Origin of the sequence: Salinimicrobium marinum, from assembly GCF_014651535.1 — a bacterium.
In the GTDB taxonomy this organism is placed as follows: Bacteria; Bacteroidota; Bacteroidia; order Flavobacteriales; family Flavobacteriaceae; genus Salinimicrobium; species Salinimicrobium marinum.
In genome coordinates this window covers 70,131-90,187 of sequence record NZ_BMXB01000015.1, presented here as the reverse complement: position 1 = coordinate 90,187, position 20,057 = coordinate 70,131, and the positions used below count along the sequence as shown (strand labels likewise).

At 40.7% G+C, this 20,057-nt stretch carries 21 protein-coding genes; 15 read left to right on the top strand and 6 right to left on the bottom strand.

The window, feature by feature from the left end:
• Window positions 1-275 precede the first annotated feature (275 nt).
• From IE056_RS15115 to IE056_RS15105, 3 genes are all read right to left on the bottom strand, one after another.
• Window positions 276-932, bottom strand: coding sequence for a fasciclin domain-containing protein (locus IE056_RS15115; RefSeq protein WP_189605564.1), 657 nt, complete (start codon window positions 930-932; stop codon window positions 276-278).
• A gap of 185 nt (window positions 933-1,117) precedes the next feature.
• Entirely contained in the window at window positions 1,118-1,870 is a 753-nt protein-coding gene (locus tag IE056_RS15110) for a fasciclin domain-containing protein (RefSeq protein WP_189605563.1), read from the bottom strand.
• Between the two features lie 156 nt (window positions 1,871-2,026).
• Complete coding sequence (locus IE056_RS15105) at window positions 2,027-2,638, bottom strand: fasciclin domain-containing protein (protein WP_189605562.1); 612 nt, start codon at window positions 2,636-2,638, stop codon at window positions 2,027-2,029.
• A 182-nt stretch (window positions 2,639-2,820) separates the two neighbouring features.
• Between IE056_RS15105 and IE056_RS15100 the strand changes: the two genes are divergently transcribed.
• From IE056_RS15100 to IE056_RS15075, 6 genes are all read left to right on the top strand, one after another.
• Window positions 2,821-3,027, top strand: coding sequence for a membrane or secreted protein (locus IE056_RS15100; protein ID WP_189605561.1), 207 nt, complete (start codon window positions 2,821-2,823; stop codon window positions 3,025-3,027).
• A 17-nt stretch (window positions 3,028-3,044) separates the two neighbouring features.
• Window positions 3,045-4,145, top strand: coding sequence for a glycosyltransferase (locus IE056_RS15095; protein WP_189605560.1), 1,101 nt, complete (start codon window positions 3,045-3,047; stop codon window positions 4,143-4,145).
• Entirely contained in the window at window positions 4,136-4,705 is a 570-nt protein-coding gene (locus IE056_RS15090) for an RNA polymerase sigma factor (protein ID WP_189605559.1), read from the top strand. The genes IE056_RS15095 and IE056_RS15090 overlap by 10 nt, the downstream gene beginning before the upstream one ends.
• A gap of 118 nt (window positions 4,706-4,823) precedes the next feature.
• Window positions 4,824-5,693, top strand: coding sequence for a lipoyl synthase (gene lipA, locus IE056_RS15085; protein ID WP_189605558.1), 870 nt, complete (start codon window positions 4,824-4,826; stop codon window positions 5,691-5,693).
• Window positions 5,694-5,721: 28 nt separating this feature from the next.
• Window positions 5,722-6,729: a type I glyceraldehyde-3-phosphate dehydrogenase gene (gene gap / locus IE056_RS15080; RefSeq protein ID WP_189605557.1), complete on the top strand. Its 1,008-nt coding sequence runs from the start codon at window positions 5,722-5,724 to the stop codon at window positions 6,727-6,729.
• Window positions 6,730-6,758: 29 nt separating this feature from the next.
• Window positions 6,759-8,990: a hybrid sensor histidine kinase/response regulator gene (locus IE056_RS15075; RefSeq protein WP_189605556.1), complete on the top strand. Its 2,232-nt coding sequence runs from the start codon at window positions 6,759-6,761 to the stop codon at window positions 8,988-8,990.
• Window positions 8,991-9,089: 99 nt separating this feature from the next.
• On the opposite strand, the gene lpxK is transcribed toward IE056_RS15075, so the two are convergent.
• The gene (gene lpxK, locus IE056_RS15070) at window positions 9,090-10,100 is read right to left on the bottom strand and encodes a tetraacyldisaccharide 4'-kinase (protein WP_189605555.1); all 1,011 of its coding nucleotides are present in this window, start codon (window positions 10,098-10,100) and stop codon (window positions 9,090-9,092) included.
• A gap of 232 nt (window positions 10,101-10,332) precedes the next feature.
• Here lpxK and IE056_RS15065 point away from each other — a divergent pair, with 232 nt between their 5' ends.
• Together IE056_RS15065 and IE056_RS15060 are read left to right on the top strand one after the other, a co-directional pair.
• A complete protein-coding gene (locus IE056_RS15065; RefSeq protein ID WP_189605554.1) occupies window positions 10,333-11,427 on the top strand; it encodes a Nif3-like dinuclear metal center hexameric protein in 1,095 nt (364 codons plus the stop codon).
• Window positions 11,428-11,429: 2 nt separating this feature from the next.
• Window positions 11,430-12,209, top strand: coding sequence for a zinc ribbon domain-containing protein (locus IE056_RS15060; protein WP_189605553.1), 780 nt, complete (start codon window positions 11,430-11,432; stop codon window positions 12,207-12,209).
• 199 nt (window positions 12,210-12,408) lie between these two features.
• Here IE056_RS15060 and IE056_RS15055 read toward each other — a convergent pair whose 3' ends face one another.
• Both IE056_RS15055 and IE056_RS15050 read right to left on the bottom strand, forming a co-directional pair.
• Window positions 12,409-12,969 (bottom strand): hypothetical protein, encoded by a 561-nt coding sequence (locus tag IE056_RS15055; protein WP_189605552.1) that lies wholly within the window; start codon window positions 12,967-12,969, stop codon window positions 12,409-12,411.
• 228 nt (window positions 12,970-13,197) lie between these two features.
• The gene (locus IE056_RS15050) at window positions 13,198-13,443 is read right to left on the bottom strand and encodes a helix-turn-helix domain-containing protein (RefSeq protein WP_189605551.1); all 246 of its coding nucleotides are present in this window, start codon (window positions 13,441-13,443) and stop codon (window positions 13,198-13,200) included.
• Between the two features lie 309 nt (window positions 13,444-13,752).
• On the opposite strand from IE056_RS15050, the gene IE056_RS15045 reads away from it, so the two are divergent.
• The 7 genes from IE056_RS15045 (at window position 13,753) to IE056_RS15015 (ending at window position 20,024) form a co-directional block, all read left to right on the top strand.
• Window positions 13,753-13,911 carry a hypothetical protein gene (locus tag IE056_RS15045; protein ID WP_189605550.1) on the top strand — a complete coding sequence of 53 codons (159 nt, stop codon included), beginning with the start codon at window positions 13,753-13,755 and terminating at the stop codon, window positions 13,909-13,911.
• Window positions 13,901-14,680 (top strand): RNA polymerase sigma factor, encoded by a 780-nt coding sequence (locus IE056_RS15040; protein ID WP_189605549.1) that lies wholly within the window; start codon window positions 13,901-13,903, stop codon window positions 14,678-14,680. Before IE056_RS15045 ends, IE056_RS15040 begins: the two co-directional genes overlap by 11 nt.
• Before the next feature lies 1 nt (window position 14,681).
• A complete protein-coding gene (locus IE056_RS15035; RefSeq protein ID WP_189605548.1) occupies window positions 14,682-15,779 on the top strand; it encodes a hypothetical protein in 1,098 nt (365 codons plus the stop codon).
• A 267-nt stretch (window positions 15,780-16,046) separates the two neighbouring features.
• Entirely contained in the window at window positions 16,047-16,358 is a 312-nt protein-coding gene (locus IE056_RS15030; protein WP_189605547.1) for a hypothetical protein, read from the top strand.
• 845 nt (window positions 16,359-17,203) lie between these two features.
• The gene (locus IE056_RS15025) at window positions 17,204-17,785 is read left to right on the top strand and encodes a tudor domain-containing protein (protein WP_189605546.1); all 582 of its coding nucleotides are present in this window, start codon (window positions 17,204-17,206) and stop codon (window positions 17,783-17,785) included.
• A 1-nt stretch (window position 17,786) separates the two neighbouring features.
• Complete coding sequence (gene msrA, locus IE056_RS15020) at window positions 17,787-18,452, top strand: peptide-methionine (S)-S-oxide reductase MsrA (RefSeq protein ID WP_189605545.1); 666 nt, start codon at window positions 17,787-17,789, stop codon at window positions 18,450-18,452.
• A 78-nt stretch (window positions 18,453-18,530) separates the two neighbouring features.
• On the top strand, window positions 18,531-20,024 hold the full coding sequence (locus tag IE056_RS15015; RefSeq protein WP_189605544.1) for a potassium/proton antiporter: 1,494 nt from the start codon (window positions 18,531-18,533) through the stop codon (window positions 20,022-20,024).
• Window positions 20,025-20,057 lie beyond the last annotated feature (33 nt).

Below are 20,057 nucleotides of genomic sequence, written 5' to 3'. Positions count from 1 at the left end.
TAGTCAATTGCTTTCATAAATGATAAGTTTTTAAATCCTTACCTAAATTTAAGCAAAAAACTCATCGGTGTTTGCGTGTGCTAAATCATGGGTATTTCATAATATTCTTCAGTTTGAATTCCATTGAATATAATATTATTTTTCCGTCCATAATAGTTTCCGTTTTTAAACTTAAGTTAAAGATTGTAAATCTGTTACTAATAAAAAAGAAGACTGTTCCAAAAACCGGATACAGTCTTCCTTTTATCATTCATTATTACAAATCATTCAGAGTACTAATTCATATTATTCCCGTTGTTTTCATCTACATCTACTCCCATCAGATCTGAAGCATCATTCCGGGAAATATCAACAGGTCGCAATACTTTGTCAATTACGTGCACTACTCCGTTAGAAGCTATCCTGTCAGATTCTGTTACGGTAGCTGTAGTACCATTTCCATCTCTCAGCACGATATCATCTCCCTGGATCGAGGCCATGAGTTGCTCTCCCTGCATGGTGATTAATTCCATTTCTCCACCTACGTTGGTAATAGACCTTCTTAAAGAATCTGCCGTCAGTTCTCTTTCTACTACCAGGTAACTCGTATTGGCACCAAGTTGTTGAATGTTCTGGTTTTGAAGTTCGTCTTTCTCTTCCTGAGTCAGACCTTCATAGGCTGAATCTGATGGCGCAAAAATGGTATAAGGTCCTTCTCCCTCACTCAAATCATCAGAAAGGTCTGCACGTGTCATTCCCATGGAGTAGGTGCTTAATTCATCGTCTTCCTGCATTCTCGTATAAACATTGTCATCATCCATTTCATCCATATCCATTTCGGTAGTTTCTTCCATCACAGGCTCCTCCACCTGGTTTTGCCGGTTATTATCCTGGCAGGAGATGGCAAACGTAAGGATCATACTCAATATCATTAATAAATTAGCTCGTTTCATAAGTTTAATTATTTGATTCGCAGAATAATATAAGACGATTGAATTCTTTTTTTAAACATCGGGCTCTAAACTTAAGTTAAACATTGTAAAAGATTTATTAAGTTCAAAAAGCCAGGTAAACTTTAAAAGCCCGCAGGTCTTGAGCTGCAGGCTTTCCAAAGGGGGTAAATCATTGAACAATGTATTTAATAATCACTGGTACTGCTGGAATCCCTGTTATTCGCGGCATTCGTTTCATTGTTGTTTATATCCCCTTCTTCATAATTTAACTGATCATTTCGGGGGTTCCAGTTCTGATTTTTAGCTTCACTTTGGGTATTATCAGAAGGCCTTAACAGTCGGTTGATCACATGTACCGTACCGTTGGAAGCATCCATATCAGCTTCGGTAATAGTAGCGGTGTTTCCCGAAGCGTCCTGAAGCACAAGGGTCTCCCCATCCAGCGTTGCAGTTAATTCTTCTCCCTGCATCGTTTTCATGGTATAACTTCCGTTTGCTTCCTGGATTTCCTTTTTCAGTTCTTCAGAAGTCAGCTCATCATTGATTACAAGATAGTGCATACTTGCACCGGCTCTTTCGGCATCAATATTTTCAAACTGATTTTCACCCTCCTGGGAGAGTTCATCATAAGCGACATTGGAAGGAGCAAAAATAGTATAAGGACCTTCTCCCTGCCTGAAATCATCGTCCAGTTCTGCCCTGATCATCTCCTGTGAAAAAGTGCTGAGATCCTGATTCTCCCCTATCCTGGATGAAATACTGCTGTCTGACCTTTCCAGTCTCTCCTGCTCCATAGCGTTATCTTCTGTCGTGCCGGAATTCTCATAGTTTTCAAGATCTACCGAATTCCCGTCAGTTTGCCTGTTATCCTGGCAGGAAGTAACTGCAAAAAGACCTAAAGTGATACTCATGACACATAATGATTCTCTGATTTTCATAAGATAAAGTTTTAGTTTTAGAACTGATATGCAATATATTATGGAAAAACCGAGCCCAATCCTTCCTGAATATAAACTTTAGTTAAACAGTGTAAAGGCTTTACTAATTCCGCAAGAGCCGTCACGGAACCAGCTGCACCAATTTCCAGAGGATCCTTATTCCTCCCCGGGCTGCAACACATTGTCAATAACGTGATATGCTCCGCGATATTCGTCCATTTCTGAAGTCAGGATCCTAGCCTTGTTCCCGAGCACATCCGTAAGAACAATATCCCCTCCTTCTTCCGTCGCCCAAAGCTTCTCACCCAGTGCAGTCTCGAATTCATAGGCATCATCTTCTGAAGTACGAATTTGTTCCCGTAGATACCCCAGCGTCATATCTCCTTCCACCATATAATAACGCAGCCGGTCTCTTCTGGTTTCTACAGCATCTTCACTGCTGTCTCTCTCCAAATCTCTGGCAGGAATCCTGTCAAAAGCAGCATTTGAAGGAGCGAAAAAGGTGTAAATTCCTTCTTTCCCCTCAAATTCCTCTTCCAGGCCAGATTGTTGCAGCTCTTGTGTAAAAGAACTAAGTTCATTGTTCTCCCGCATTTTTGCCAATGTATAACTCCGTTCCATTGGTCGGTCCTGCGCTGTATCCTCAACACTTTTCTCTTCTGCGGGAATTAAATCCACATTTGAATCTTCCCTGTTTTCTTTGTCCTGGCAGGACATAAATCCTGTCAAAACAAAAAACAGTATTATATTTAAAAATCTGTATTTCATAATTTTATTTTTAAGCATTATCTGCAATTTATTGTGTTAATTTTCCAATACATATTTAAGGAAAATAAAATTTCGTTAAAATTGAATAAGCAGCAGGAAAACGCTAAAAAAAAGCCTGTAAAATTTTATCCATTTACTTCATAGACTGCCCATTATTCTTTATTTTTGCATAAAATTTGACTATGAAACTTCTTATAATCACGATCATACTATTAGCCTTAGCTTTCGCCGGAATTGCCATTAAAATCTGGAGCAAAAAAGACGGGAAATTCAGCGGCACCTGTGCCAGTCAGAGTCCTTTTTTGAACAAGGAAGGAGAAGCCTGCAGCATGTGCGGAAAATTACCCGACGAAGCCAGAGATTGTAGTGAGCCACAAACAGCTAATTAATTCCTTTTTAAAAATTAATGCTGGTACTTTTTGTTGCCCTCCTCACCGCGGGCCTGCTAAACCTCTGCTATTACTTCGGATTTTTTAAATTCGCCCTTAACAGTTTTCAGGAGCCTGGAAAAGATAGTACTAAGCCTGTATCGGTCATTATCTGTGCAAAAAATGAAGCCGAAAACCTTCGGAAGTTTGTACCTTCCATTCTGAATCAGAACTACCATAATTTTGAACTTATTCTTATTAATGACGCTTCTTCAGATGATACCCTGGAAGTCATTGAAGAATTTCAGGAACTGGATCCCCGTGTAAAAATTGTGAATGTTCAGAATAATGAAGCTTTCTGGGCAAACAAAAAATATGCACTTACCCTCGGGATCAAAAAGGCGGTAAACCCTTACCTCCTGTTTACAGATGCCGATTGTGAACCACAGTCTCCGGACTGGATCACTCAAACGACTGCCCATTTTAAAGAACCTAAAACCATCATTCTTGGGTACGGCGGCTACTTTATAAATAAAAAATCCTTACTCAATAAACTCATTCGGTTTGAAACCCTGCTTACCGCCATTCAGTACTTTTCGTATGCGCAATGGGGAATGCCTTACATGGGAGTAGGTCGAAATCTCGCCTACACCTCTACTGAATTTTACCGGCAAAATGGTTTTGCCAGTCACCTGCACATTCGTTCGGGAGACGATGATTTGTTTGTAAATGAGGCAGCAACACCCGAAAACACAGCAATAAGTGTCCACCCATCGTCATTTACCCGCAGTATCCCAAAAAACAGCTTTAAAAAATGGTTCATCCAGAAACGCAGACATGTATCCATTGCAGGTAATTACAAATTGCAGCACCGGTTCATGCTGGGAGTATTTTATGTGAGTCAGTTATTGTTCTGGATCCTTTTCATTGCCGCTTTATTTACCGAATACCGGAATTTTGCATTGATTGTTCTGGCAGTAAGATTACTTGTGCAGGGCACGGTGTACTACAATGCAGCAAAAAAATTACAGGAAACAGATGTTGTATGGCTTTTTCCTTTCCTGGAGTTGTTCTTAATATGCGCACAATTTGGTATCTTTATTTCTAATCTTATTTCAAAACCTGCTCATTGGAAGTAAATCCAAACCTGTTAAATTCTCATATCGAAAAGGCCCGGCAGGGCAACCAGATCGCTTTTAACTTTTTGCTGGATAAATTCTGGAATGATGTATATGGTTTTCAGCTGAAGAGAACCCAGAATGAATATGATGCAGAAGATATTACCATACAAACCTTTTCCAGGGCATTTGACAAAATAGATACCTTTGATCCTTCCTATTCCTTCAAAACCTGGTTGATCACCATTTCCAAGAATATTCATGTAGACCTTATCCGGAAAAAAAATTCTTCCATCAGGGCACAGACAACAGATGAGGAAGACGAAAAAGTATATCGTATTGCAGACGACGCGCCATCTATAGAAGATACTTTAATTACCGAGCAGAATCTTGCCCAGCTCTTGCGGGACATCAAAAAGTTAAAGCCGCATTACCAGGAAGTGATCAACCTTAGGTACTTTCAGGAAATGAGCTATAAAGAAATTTCAAAAAACCTGAATGAGCCTATGAGCAATATCAAAGTGAAATTGTTGCGGGCAAAGAAATTACTGGCTCAGGTCATTAAAAGCCGCACTGCCTGATCGTCCAAAACCCTGGACAAATTAAGGTTTTACCCGCTAAATTTCAGCACTTTTCCGCAGGCATAGAAATTATGCTTTTCACTGAATTATTGTATCTTTGCAGCCAAGAAAAATTTCTATGGAGACACAGACGATTCCCACAAAACGAACCCCAAAACCAAAATGGCTGAGGGTAAAACTTCCTACAGGTAAAAAGTATACCGAATTACGCAGTTTGGTAGATAAGTATGACCTGCATACTATCTGTACCTCGGGAAGCTGTCCAAACATGGGGGAATGCTGGGGTGAAGGAACAGCTACTTTTATGATCCTTGGAAACATCTGTACCCGTTCCTGCGGATTTTGCGGCGTAAAAACCGGAAGACCTGAAACCATCGACTGGGATGAGCCTGAAAAAGTAGCGCGCTCCATTAAATTGATGAAAATCAAGCATGCTGTAATTACAAGCGTCGATCGCGATGACCTAAAGGATATGGGTTCCATCATCTGGGCAGAAACAGTAAAATCCATCAGGAGAATGAATCCTGAAACAACTTTAGAAACCTTAATCCCGGATTTCCAGGGAGTAGAAAGAAACATTGACAGGATTGTAGAAGTTAATCCTGAAATTGTTTCCCACAACATGGAAACTGTCAAACGTCTTACCCGTGAGGTAAGGATACAGGCAAAATATGAGCGAAGTCTTCAGGTTTTAAAATACCTGAAAGACAGCGGAATCAACAGAACGAAATCGGGCATTATGCTTGGATTGGGAGAAAAAGAGGACGAAGTTATACAGACCTTAGAAGATTTGAGATCTGTAAACCTTGATGTGGTTACTATCGGACAGTACCTGCAGCCGAGCAAACAGCATCTTCCTGTTAAAGAATTCATTACTCCAGATCAGTTTAAAAAATACGAAACCATCGGACTTGAATTAGGATTCCGTCACGTGGAAAGTGGTGCTTTGGTAAGGTCCTCTTATAAAGCTCAGAAACATTTAACCTAGATTGGACCACAATTCTTCCGCAGAAATTATGAAAAACCAGGTTCGAATCGGGATCAATGGCTTTGGTCGCATTGGCAGGAATTTATTCCGGCTGCTGCTCAATCACCCTGAGATACAAGTGGTCGCAATTAATGATCTTGCAGATGCCAAAACGCTGGCACATTTATTAAAATATGACAGCATTCACGGAGTACTGAACAGAAATGTTTCTTCAGAAGGAGCAAATATTCTTGTAGATGATGAGATCTTCCCTCTTTCAAATGAAAATCAGCCGCAAGATATTGACTGGACTAAACACGAAGTCGATCTTGTACTAGAAAGTACCGGAAAATTTAAAACCCGGGCACTACTTTCCCCGCACCTTCAAAAAGGAGTTAAAAAAGTGATCCTTTCGGTCCCTCCGCTTGAAGACTCTATAAAAATGGTGGTGCAAGGTGTAAATCAAGAAATTCTGGATGGTAGTGAAGACATTATTTCCAATGCCTCCTGCACTACCAACAATGCTGCACCTATGATCAAGGTGCTGAATGAATTATGTGGGATCAATCACGCCTACATCACCACGGTGCATTCCTATACCACAGACCAGAGCCTGCACGACCAGCCGCACAAAGATTTAAGACGGGCACGAGGTGCTGCGCAGTCCATAGTTCCTACTACCACAGGTGCCGCAAAAGCATTAACGGCTATTTTTCCAGAATTAAGTGAAGTAATTGGTGGCTGCGGAATAAGGGTTCCGGTCCCCAATGGCTCGCTTACAGATATGACATTACAGGTAAAAAGATCCACCTCTATCGAAGAGATCAATGCAGCTTTTAAAACTGCCGCTCAAACCAATCTGAAAAAATACCTGCAATACACCGAAGATCCCATTGTTTCCATCGATATTAAAGGCAACCCCCATTCTTGCATTTTTGATGCCCAGATGACCTCTGTGATTGGCGGGAATTTTGTAAAAATAATTGGGTGGTATGACAATGAAATCGGGTATTCCAGCAGACTGGTAGATTTAATTTCCCTTGTAAGTAATAAATAATTATATTTAGCCTCAGTTAGTTCATCCCAATGAGAAATTTAAGCTTATGCTTTGTAGCCTTTTTCCTCTTTCTTACTGTTTTCGCCAACCAGGTGAATCAGGTGCAAGAAAAGGATGAGATCAATGCTACTATAGAGCAATTTCTCAGCAATGCAGAGCAGTCAATAAATGAATTGGATTTTGACGAGGCTTTGAACCAACTGAACACTGCACTGGAACTTTCCCGCAGCATCAACCACCAGAAATATATTGCGTTATCAAGCAGCTTACTTGCCCAGCTGTATTATGTAAGGCATGAAAATGACAAAGCTGTTACCGAGATACAACGGGCTGTTGCCATTCAAAGAGAGATAGAAGATGAGATAGGACTGGCCTTTAGCTACGTAACCTATGCTAAAATATTTAATGCAAAACGGGATTACGAGCGCTCGAAAGAATATCTCGATCTGGCAGCAGAGATCTACGACCGTAGAGATGATTCCGAAGGGCTCGGACTTGTAGATCTCAACCGCGGAATTTTACATATTAATACTGTAGAAAATCCTAAAGAAGGCCTACGCCTGCTGGAAGATGCTTCAGAAAAACTTGAAGAAAGCACCAATTACTACGAAAGATCAAGGATACTTTATTACAGTGCGCGCGCCAACATGTTGCTTGAAAATTATGACAAAGCACTGGAAGAAGCCGAACTATGTCTTTCGGTTGCAGAGGAACATGGTTTTCAAAGCATGATCCTTAGCTCTACCAAGCTGCTGAGTAACCTTTACGCTCTTAAGGAAAATTACAAAGAATCCCTTGCTTACCTGCTCATGAGCAATCAAACCCGCGATTCTGTGCACACCCTGAACCGCGAAGCGATAGCATCAAATGCTACTGCAAAATACGGCGTGGATTCCATGCAGAGCACTCTCAACGCCCTTAGCAAGCAAAATGAAGCCAATGAACGTTCTCTTAAGGTCAACAAACTTACTACCATATTAAGTGTTGCACTTATCACCATTCTTTCGCTGCTCACTTTGTCTCTCTACAAAAATAACAACCTGCGGGCCCGGGCGAATGACCTGCTGCAAAAGAAAAATTCGGAACTAGTTACAGCCAAAGAAAATGCTGAAAAAGCTTCTATGGCCAAGGCACAGTTTCTATCCACGATCACCCATGAGCTTAGGACTCCGCTGTATGCCGTCACGGGTTTAACACACCTGCTCCTTGAAGAAAGCCCTACAGAAAATCAAAAAGAGCATCTTAACTCTCTGAAGTTTTCTGGGGAATACCTGCTCTCTCTCATCAACAACATCCTTGATCTCAATAAGCTGGAAGCCAATAAAGTGGAATTACTGGAAACTTCTTTTAATCTGAAGAAGAGAATTTCAGATGTGCTTATTGCTTTGAAAAATTCAGCCGAAGACAAGAAAACCAAGATGCACCTGGATTTTGAAGATAGTATTCCGAAGAAACTAAAAGGCGATCCGCTTAAGATCTCTCAGATCCTTATCAACCTTATCGGGAACTCCATTAAATTTACAGAAGAGGGTGACATTTGGGTACGGGTAAAGAAAGTGCACCAGAAAGGAAATCAGGTTTTGCTGAAATTTGAAGTAGAGGATAATGGAGAAGGGATTTCAAAAGAGAAGCAAAAAGCCATTTTTGAGAATTTCACCCAGGGATCCTTACAGATCAACAGGAAATTTGGTGGTACTGGATTAGGTCTATCTATTGTTAAAAATCTGCTGAACCTTATGAACAGTGAAATTCACCTTGAAAGTGAATTGAACGAGGGTTCCGTTTTTTACTTTGAGATGCCTTTTGAAGCACTGGAGCTTACGCCAACTGTGGCCGAAGGAGAAAAGGAAAAACCGGTTGAAAAACTGTCGAACGATTTAATGCACGGGAAAAAGATCCTGGTGGTGGAAGATAACAAGATCAACCAAATGATCACCCGGAAGATCCTTGAAAAACATCAGGTTATTTGTGATGTTGCAGACAACGGGACCACTGCCATTGAAAAAGTGGAAAATAATGATTTTGATCTTATTTTAATGGACATCCACATGCCGGGAATCAGCGGGATCGAAGCCACTATCGAGATCAGAAAATTTAATTCAGATATCCCCATCATTGCGCTTACCGCAGTTACCCTGGATGAAAATCTCGATGAATTCTACCTCAACGGATTTAATGATATCATCCCGAAACCATACAAAACAGAGGAGTTCTTCCTTAAAATTAATAAATATTTAGCGCAGGCAAAAGAATCAGTTTAATTTGTGGCACGCGTCTTGATATTATGGTTAAACCAGATTATTTGAAAGAAAAATGATTTGAATTAGCCAAATAGATAAAAAATGAGACTTTCCACGGTCTCATTTTTTTATTGCATAATTTTCTATCATCTTATCAAACTTCTCCTTCCTCCCCAGGAACTTCGTTTTAATAGGCAGGTAAAAAAGTGTTTCCTTTGGAAGCTCCCCTTTTAGCCTCATGAAATCTTTTTCAGTAGTAAGAACGAGTGGATGTTTTTGGATCGTTTCCAGTTCTGAAGCAGTGAAGTTATGATGATCTGGAAATTCAAGATGTTCAAATTGAATTCCCTGCTTTTTTAAATATTCAATGAACGGATCGGGATTGGCAATACCTGTAACCACACACAGATCTTTACCTCTAAAGGTTTCCAGTTCTACAGGAGCATCGGCACTTAAAGCAACGGAATTATATGCGATGGTGGAAAAGAATAACTCCTGATCTTCGTTTAATTTCAGGCTTTTCGCAATCCTTTCTTTTTCCTCCTCTTTCAGATTTTCGGGACATTTGGTTACCACCACAATCCCGGCACGATCTGCTCCCGACACAGGTTCTCGCAGGTTGCCCGCCGGCAGCACAAGGTCTTTCGTGTATAGATTACTGTGCGGAGTCAGGATAATGTTGAGTCCGGCAGAGACCTTTCGGTGTTGAAAAGCATCATCCAGCAGGATCACTTCAGGTTTGGGCTCTAATTTCAGTAATTGTTCAATCCCATGCCGGCGTTTTTCATCCACCGCCACCATAACCTCCGGAAATTTTGTTTTGAACTGTAAGGGTTCATCCCCGGTTTCAGCAGCAGATTCATTTCCATTTAAAAGATGAAATCCTGTGGTGGTTCTTTTATACCCTCTGCTTAGCGTAGCAACTTTTGATTTTTCCTGTAACAGGGAAATGAGATATTCCACCATGGGACTCTTTCCGGTCCCTCCCACACTAAGATTCCCGACACAAATTACCGGCAGGTCAAAGCGATGACTTTCAAAGATCCCGTGATCGTAAAATGTATTGCGAAGCTGCATCACGCCGCCGTACAACAACGACACTGGATACAGTAATTTTCTAGCCTTGCCCATCTCAGCGAAATTATAATATTTATCTTTGATTAGGAAATTCAAATAGATATGGATTTACGGTTAATTTCTGTGATGGTTTGAAGAAGTGATGAGTGATGAATCCCAGATCGTTCGATCCAATCATACAAATTCGTGATTAATTTTCAAGATTCAACCTGTCTTCTGAAGAGAGGCTTAGAAACAGATAGATTTGCAATTGAAGTTTGACAGTATACATCATAAAAGTAAGAATATGCAGATAAAAGACATCATACAAAAGATCGAAGAACTGGCTCCGCTGCCTTATGCAGAGGGTTTTGATAATGTCGGATTGCTTACAGGCTACCCGGAAGAAGAAGTCAGAGGTGTATTGGTGACTCTGGACACGCTAGAAGCAGTTGTGGAGGAAGCTATAGAAAAGAACTGCAACCTCATCGTAAGTTTTCATCCTATTATATTTTCCGGACTCAAAAAGCTGACAGGATCCAATTACGTGGAACGAACCATCCTGAAAGCTATCCGTCACAATATTGCCATTTACGCTATCCATACCGCACTGGATAATAGTTTTAGAGGTGTGAATGATATGATATGTGAGCAACTGAACCTCAAAAACAGAAAAATCCTGATTCCGCAGCAGGAAAGCATTAAAAAACTGATTACTTATGTTCCCAAAAATGAAGCTGCCCGTGTACGGGAAGCCTTATTTGCTGCCGGTGCAGGAAGCATTGGGAATTATGACCACTGCAGTTTTAATCTAGAGGGGCTGGGATCCTTCAGGGGAAATGAAGATTCAAACCCAACCATCGGAGAAAAAGGAAATACCCATTTTGAATCAGAAACTCAGCTGAACATTACTTTTGCGAAGCATCTGGAAAGCAGGGTCCTGAAAGCTCTTTTTGAAAGTCATTCCTACGAAGAAGTAGCTTATGAAATTACAACGCTGGAAAATGTGAATCAGCATATTGGGATAGGAATGACGGGAGAACTGGACCAGGAGATGGAAGAAAAAGCCTTTTTGGGTTTTGTGAAGGAAATATTCCATACCGGCTGTATCCGCCATTCAGAATTGCTCGACAAACCTATTAAAAAAGTGGCTGTTTTAGGCGGCAGCGGCAGCTTCGCCATTGAAAAAGCCATAAGAGCCGGAGCAGATATTTATATCACTGCAGATCTTAAGTATCACGACTTCTATAAAGCCGAGCAAAAGCTGGTACTGGCAGACATTGGACATTTTGAAAGCGAGCAGTTCACAAAAAGCCTTTTAGTTTCTTATCTTAAGAAAAATTTTGCTAATTTTGCAATCGTTTTATCAAACACAGATACCAATCCTATCAAGTATTTTTAACTATGGCAAAAAAAACAGATGTTACTGTAGAAGAGAAGTTAAGAGCATTGTACGATCTTCAACTAATCGATTCCCGCGTGGATGAAATCAGAAACGTACGAGGTGAGCTTCCGCTGGAGGTAGAAGATCTAGAAGATGAAGTAGCAGGCCTGAATACACGTTTAGAAAAATTAGATGCCGATTTAGAAGTAATCGATAATGACATCAACGATAAGAAAAACCTTATTGAAGAAGCCAAAGCAGCTATAAAAAGATATACAGAGCAACAGAAAAATGTTCGTAACAACCGCGAGTTCAATGCCCTTTCCAAGGAAGTTGAATTTCAGGAGCTGGAAATAGAACTTGCTGAAAAGCAGATCAAAGAACACCGTGCGCAGATCGAGCAGAAAAATGAGGTGATCGACCAGACCAAAGGACGTCTTGAAGAGCGTAAAAAACATTTAGGCCACAAAAAAGGGGAATTAAATGAAATTTTAGCTGAAACTGAAAAAGAAGAAAAGGCCCTTATCGAGAAATCTAAAGAATTTGAACAACAAATTGAAGAACGTCTTGTAAATGCTTATAAAAGAATTAGAACCAGCGTAAAGAATGGACTTGCAGTAGTACCAATCGAGCGTGGTGCTTCAGGAGGTTCTTTCTTCACCATTCCGCCTCAGGTGATCATGGAGATCGCCGGCCGCAGGAAGATCATCACAGATGAGCACAGTGGACGAATCCTTGTGGATGAAGAACTGGCACAGGAAGAAAGAGAGAAGATGAATGAACTTTTCGCAAGCTTCTAAGAAAGCAATAAAATCTATACTAAAACCCTTCACATTTGTGAGGGGTTTTATGTTTATGGTCCCCTTTCACCACCCTTTTCTACAGGAAATCGGGAAGAAACCACCCCGTCCGCAAAAACGGACACCCCTCCTTGAAAAGCTACCGTGTACCCACAATATACTATCTTAAACCTGTGGAACTTGTTGGTTGTAGTTTATTTTAAGGCTGTGGAGTTTTATAGGTGCTTCGAAAGGCCGATAATAATTCAAAAATATTTGGATGTGAGTCCTCAGTCGGAGAATGGACGTAAAAAACATCAGTTTCACCCATTGAATCAGTTATTATGATTTGATAGGTTGTTCCATCTAAGATGATGCGATTATTTTCCTTTTCTGTCAACTGCTTTTTAATTTTTTTTCTATTCTTAAAAAAATTATCCGTTGTATTATAAAGCAGATGTTCCTTCTTAAGGTGTACTGTATCCACTTCAAAAGCCAAAGTTTTCTCACCAAGAGAGATAAATTCTTTTTCCAACTTTTTATCGTAATTCTGCATTATAGTAACAACCAGTAAACTATCTTTCTCATTTAAAGGGAGTCTTTCTTTCTTCTGGTTTTTAATTATTAGTATTTTTAGATTGTTCGTACTTAATAATTCCAGCTCTTTATATTCCCCCTTTACAGAAGTTCTTTCCTTTACCATAATCTTGTAAGTGTGTGGCTCCTGAGAAAGCATAGGCAAAGAGAATAAAAAGGAGAGTAATGTAATTAGTGTTTTCATAAGTTTTGATTTATTACAGCCAACGTTTATGTAACTGCTGTAGGAGAGTTTTTGCGACTATTGCAGTTACATGTTGTTGTATGCTGTTTGTTTTCTTCTCAATCAATTTAGAAGCCTCCCCAAATAGCTAAAAAATAGATTGTAGTCCATAAAACTAGAAGGATCTATTTAATAGCAATTACGGAAAAGCATGAAGAGAGGAAAACAGAGATAAAAATTTCAGGAAATTTATTTTTTTAATTCCTGAATGGGAAAACTAAAATTAAATAAATCTTTGGGATGTATTTCCAGACCTTTGGCGAGTTCAATTATTGTCTGGAATTCTAGACTTTTTTGACCTTTTTCAATTTTTGAAATGGCACTGAAATCTAAGTCACATTTCTGGGCTAATTGTCTATAGCTTAATTGTAGCTCATTTCTTCGTTTGAGAACATTTTCTCCGAATTTTTCAAGGTAAATTTGATCTCGTTTCATTTATGAGCCCTTATATAAAGCAATCTCATAAATTTTAACATGAATGTTGTAGGCAATACAAGCTACAATTCAAATATTTTCTTATATTTGGTTCAGAACTAATAGATTGCGAACCTTCTTTAAATAAAACATTAGAAGTATTCGCTTTGAGATTTAAGTGTAGGAACCAGTTCCGGGTAGCAATCATTAAACAATATCTTATAAGAATAGACCAGACATAGAAAAGCCTTCCCTCAAGATTGGCGTCTGATTAAGGAAGGCCTTAGCGAAAAACAAAACATACGTTTCATTTTTAACCACTGCAAAGTTATGAAAAATAAGCACGCGCGCCTTCCATGGGTGGGGCTTAAAGTTTTTGACATGCTGACATCTTTTCCCTCGGGATCAGCAGCAAAAACCCTTATTCCTCTTAATGAAGGCTTGATTCTTTCTCCACGAGTTTTCAATACTTCCTGTTATGTCACGTAATTATGACCTTTTAAAAAAAGGCGACCCTGCAGCCCTGGTGAAGATTTATACAAAACACAGCAGGCAACTCTACTGGCTGGGCAGGGGGCTTATCAAAGACAGCTTTGTGGTGGAAACCCTGGTGCAGGATGCTTTCCTGAAACTATGGGTGCACCGGGACAGGATAGAGCGACCGGAACATATTTATTTTTTCTTACGCTTTGTAATGAAAAGGGAATGTATTTCCTACTATACCCGGCCCAGAAACAAGTTTAACAGGGAAATCAACAGGCTGGAATACTATGAAAACTATCAGGAATATATGCATGGACATGACCCCACAAAGGAAGATGAGCATCTTCTGGAACAGGAAGCAGCACAACAAGCCTTTGACCAGATCAAAAAGGTTTTACCATTACTGATGGGTAAAAGAAGAAAGCTGATAGAACTCTGTTTAAAGTATGGCTTTCAGTACAAAGCCATTGCTGAAGTGATGGGCACCAGCATCACCGACACCAGTAACGAGGTAAAGAGGGCTATTGAAGATATAAAGGTAATTGTCCACCAGGGAAACAACCTAGACACCAAACCACAACCTGTGAGGACCATAAAGGTCCAGGGAGAGATAACTAAAGAACAGGCAAAAGTACTACAGCTGCGGTGTGAAAAGAAGTATTCGTTTGCTTCCATAGCTCAGGAGCTTAACCTCTCCCAAAAGGAAGTGCACACAGCATTTATGGCTGGGTATAAACTATTACAGGAGAAACACGAGCAACAACAATCGGCATAAAATGGAACAGTCAACCTTAAAACTCACCCGAAAGATCCAGCTACTGGTAGACCTTCCTACCAGGGAAGAGCGGAAGGAAGCCCTGGATACGCTTTACCGATGGCAGAACCGATCTTTTAAGGCCGCTAATCTTATTGTCACCCATCTCTATGTACAGGAGATGATTCAGGAATTCTTTTACCTATCAGAAGGGATCAAGTATAAGCTGGTGGATGAAAAGAAAGACGAGGAGGGCATCCTGAACCGATCCCGGATCAATTCCACCTACCGGGTGATCTCCGATCGGTTTAAAGGAGAAATCCCAACTAACATCCTGGGTAACCTGAACCACAATCTCATGAGGACCTTTAACAAAAAAAAGCCGGAATACTGGAGGGGGGAACGCTCCTTAATGAATTCAAGAAGGGATATCGCCTTTCCCTTTGATATGGAAGGCGTGAAGGGATTAGCCTATGATGAAGATAAGAAGGCTTTTTGCTTTCGGTTCTTTTCCATTCCATTAAAGACTTATTTGGGGAAGGATTATTCGGATAAACGAAGGCTGCTGGAGCGGGTAATAACAGGAGAAACGAAGCTTTGTGCCTCCCATATACAATTGAAAGAGGGCAAAACCTTTTTACTGGCGGTATTTGAAATTGAAAAAGAAAAGCACCTTCTAAAACCGGAGGTGGTTGCAGAAGCCTCCCTCTCCCTGGAATACCCCATTGTAGTGAAAATTGACAAAGCTAAACTCAACATTGGCACCCGGGAAGAGTTTTTGTATAGAAGGCTTGCCATACAGGCCGCCCGAAAAAGGGCACAGGAAGGAGCCAGCTATTGCAAATCAGGCAATGGGCGCAAAAGAAAAACAAAAGCAGTACAACGATTCCACGAGCTCGAAAAAAATTATGTGAACAGTCGTCTGCACCTGTACAGCAGGAAATTAATTGACTTTTGTGTAAAATATCAGGCGGGGACGCTCATCTTATTAAATCAGGAAGATAAGATCGGGATTGCTAAAGAGGAGGAATTTGTACTGAGGAACTGGAGCTATTATGAGCTGATGACCAAAATCAAGTACAAGGCCGAAAAAGCGGGCATTGAACTTATAACAGGTTAAAGAAATGATCACGAGGGTGTTTGTACACCCGCAAGGTGAGGTTAAAAAACACACTCACTAAATGCGCATAGCATATACAACGGCGTGGGCTCTCACTTTTATTGGGTCAGAGAGAATTAATCCTTCATGGATTAATTGAAGTTAAATGCTAAAACAGCAAATTAACTAAGCATAGTATCAACTTAACACTTTGAAGATTTATGAGGGTGCTTGTACACCCGTATGGTGAGGTTGAAAATCACACTCACTAAATGGGTTTCAAATATATTGTGTACACAGGATACCTGCGAAGTGAACATGGGAAAGCATAAGAGGATTGAAGTAGCACAAAAGAGCAAAGAGTTCTTAAAAGGTGCAAAAACAGTAACCTTCATTGAAGATAAAGAGGAAGATACTTATGAACAGTTTGCAATGGTTCCGGATGAAAGGCATCATTTACTGATACGATCACGTACAGATCGTAAAACGGCAAATGGAAGCTTATATGAGGAGATGGATGCTCTACCAGTTGCTGGCAGGTATACAGTACAGATCCCAACAGACAATCGTAAAGGCCAACAAACATCAAGCTCATATTGAACTGCGTTTTAAAGCCTGCTCACTAACATGTCCAAAACGCCTAATTAAAAGGGGGCGCCCTCGATCAATTACAGTCAACTGCATCTCAGTTAAAGAAATTGGGGATGTTACAAACCCTGTTCAATGGAAGTTATTGACTACCCATACAATAGAAACTTACGAACAAGCCTTGATCATAGTTAAATGGTACAGTGCACGATGGTATATTGAACAACTTTTCAGACTACTAAAAAAGTAAGGATTTGGTATTGAGGAAACAGAGCTTGAGATGGGCAATTAGAAAACTGGACATATTGCAGATGACAGCTCTTTGAAAATTCTACAGATGAGCATTGTATTCACAGCCCGAAGGACGACAGCCTATAGAAGAGGTTTTTAATGAGGAACAGTTAGAGGTACTTCACATAATGAATAAAAAATTACAGGGTGGGACTCATAAGCTTCAAAATAATAAGGATCCTGAAAGAACCAAATGGGCGGCTTGGATATTGGGACACCTTGGTGGATGGAAGGGATACGATTCCCAGTGCCCTCCTGGGGTAATAGTCCTCAAAAGAGATTTGAATAGATTAGGTTATAATAGAAGGAATTAATATCGCAAAAGATGTGGGTTCACGCTAGCTTGAAAAGGAGGGGACCTAGAAACATTTCTTGAGAAACAGGGAAGAAACAACAAACTTCTGATAAAGAACATGCAGCTTGTTCTTATAAAACGACTCAATGTCCACAAAAAAATTCTTCAACCGGAAGCAGGAAACTGAGAACTGAGACCTAGATAGACTGCTTAACAAGTCTTTCACAACTACTTATCAAAGAACCCGTATCTTTATTAGAAAATAAAGATCATGAAAAAAGCAGTTTTTTTAGCATTCTCTTTTTTGTTTCTGGTTTCCTGCAATGATGATAAAAAATCCACAAGCCCGGGAGAACCTGTAATGGATACAGAAGACAGCATTGAAAGAGATTTCACAATGGATGACATAGATGAAGACCGGGATAATGTAGAAACAGGAAATGAAACGGTCAATACAATTCAAACTCCTGCAGATCACGAATTCACCGGCAACTACCGGAAAGTAAACGGAGAAGAATCGGGCCCCTGTGACTGTGATTGTCTGGAGGTCAACCTTACCTCCCCTTCACAGCTTTGCATCTCACCCGATAAAATGTACATCTCAGCAAAATTTGTAAAGACAAGCGGCACTACTGCAGATGTTTTTCTGGTGGAACCCGGTAACGTTGAAAATGCAGAAAATGAACTGCCATGGGAAGAATTTGATACAGAAACACCTATTGCCACCATAGACCTTCAGCCTAACGGCAGCATGGTACTGGACTGGAAAGGTTTCCATATTGATGGAGAACTAGCAACAGATTATGCTATCTACGGAAAAAAGACTCTGGAAGGAACTTACAAAAAACAATAATATGAAATTTTCATTTTTACTGGGGCTCATCCTCACCTTTTCCACAAGCTGTGGAAATAATTCACAGGAGACAGCTACCACACCTGAAATAGCCAATGCCGATCCTGTGGAAGTTCCCGAACAAAACGGACTCAACAGAGCCTATTTCGCCAGCGGATGTTTCTGGTGTGTGGAAGCAATTTATGAAAGTGTGCGAGGCGTGGAAGAAGTCATTTCAGGATATTCGGGAGGACACACTAGAAATCCGACGTACGAATCAAGTAACACGGGACGCACAGGACATGCCGAGGCCGTGGAAGTTATTTACGATCCCGAGGTTATTGACTTTGCCACTCTGGTAGATGTATATTTTGGCTCCCAGGATCCCACACAAAAAAATGGCCAGGGACCCGATATTGGTTCTCAGTACCGCTCCATCATATTTTATCAGAATGAGGAGCAGAAAAAGATCATAGAGCAGAAAAAGGCAGCTCTGGCTGAAAAGCTGGAGGATGAGATTGCCGCAGAAGTCTTACCGTTTCAAAAGTTCTGGAAAGCTGAAGAGTATCACCAGGATTATGAAGCCAATAATCCGAATAACCCATATATCCAGAATGTCTCCATTCCGCGGATCCAGAAATTCCAGAGAAAGTTTCCGGAGCTTTTAAAAGATGCAGATCACGGTTAAAAGTATCACATGAAAAACCCTTATCAGGAATTTAATATTTCCGTATTTTGCACTCCCTTGTAAAATTGACGGCGAACTATGGATATAACGACAGAAAATGTATTACTGGTTGGCTCTCTCCTGCTTCTTATAAGTATTCTTGCAGGTAAAACTTCCTATAAGTTTGGAGTGCCCACCCTGGTACTATTCCTGGCTGTAGGTATTCTTGCCGGCTCCGAAGGCATTGGGAAAATTAATTTCGACAGTCCGCAACTGGCTCAGTTCATAGGTATAGTATCCTTAAATTTTATCCTTTTTTCGGGTGGACTGGATACCAGCTGGAAAACGATCAAACCGGTTTTATGGCAGGGAGTTGCTCTTAGTACGCTGGGAGTTTTGTTTACCGCACTCGCTGTGGGGACCTTTGTATGGGCTATTACAGATTTTACCATTTTCGAAGGTTTGCTGCTGGGAGCCATTGTTTCTTCGACCGATGCTGCCGCCGTTTTCTCCATTCTGCGTTCAAAAAATCTGGCCCTGAAATCTAATTTACGTCCCACACTTGAGCTGGAAAGTGGTAGTAATGACCCCATGGCCTACTTCCTTACCATTGCTTTTCTGGGGCTGGTGGTGAATCAGGATCAGGGAGTGTTGTCCATTATTCCACTGTTTCTGCAACAGATCCTTATTGGACTTGCCCTCGGGTTTATCTTCGGAAAACTCAGCAAAATGATCATTAACAGGATCCAGCTTGATTTCGAAGGATTGTATCCTGTACTTGCCATTGCTCTTATGTTTATTGTTTTCTCTGCAACCGATGCCCTGGGAGGAAACGGATTCCTGGCCGTCTACCTTAGCGGAGTCTATTTAGGAAATCAGGATCTTATTCATAAAAAAACGATTATGAGGTTTTTTGACGGACTCGCCTGGCTCATGCAGATCGTTCTTTTCCTTACCCTCGGATTGCTAGTATTTCCAAGTCATGTAGTTGAAGTGCTAGGCCTGGGAATTATGGTGTCGGTCTTCCTGATTATCGTGGCGCGGCCCCTGGGAGTAATGCTTAGCCTCTCCCCTTTCAAGATGAAGATGAGGCGGCGCTGGTATGTGTCCTGGGTAGGCCTTCGCGGCGCCGTACCTATTGTTTTCGCTACCTATCCGTTGTTGGCAGGAATTGAAAAAGCAGAAATCATTTTCAATATTGTATTTTTCGTCTCCCTGTCATCAGTTTTGATCCAGGGAACCACTTTATCTACGGTGGCAAAATGGTTGCATGTGGCACTTCCCGAAAAAGTCAAACCCGTATCACCTGTCGATACCTTTTTATCTGATAGCACGAAATCACTCATTCGGGAAATTACGATTCCGCCAGATAATTTTTCCGTTGGGAAAAGGATCGTTGAACTGCATTTTCCGCGGAAAGCCATCATCGCCATGATCTCCCGTGATGATAAATTCCTCACGCCAAACGGAGCTACACAGCTGGAAGAAAACGACACTTTGATCGTGCTGCTGGAAGATAAAAAAAGCCTCGAAGGAGTCTATGAAAGCCTGTTTCTGAATCCAGATCACATGGTGGAAGAAGAGAACATTTAAAACATTCAATACAGGTAAGAAGATCCATACGAT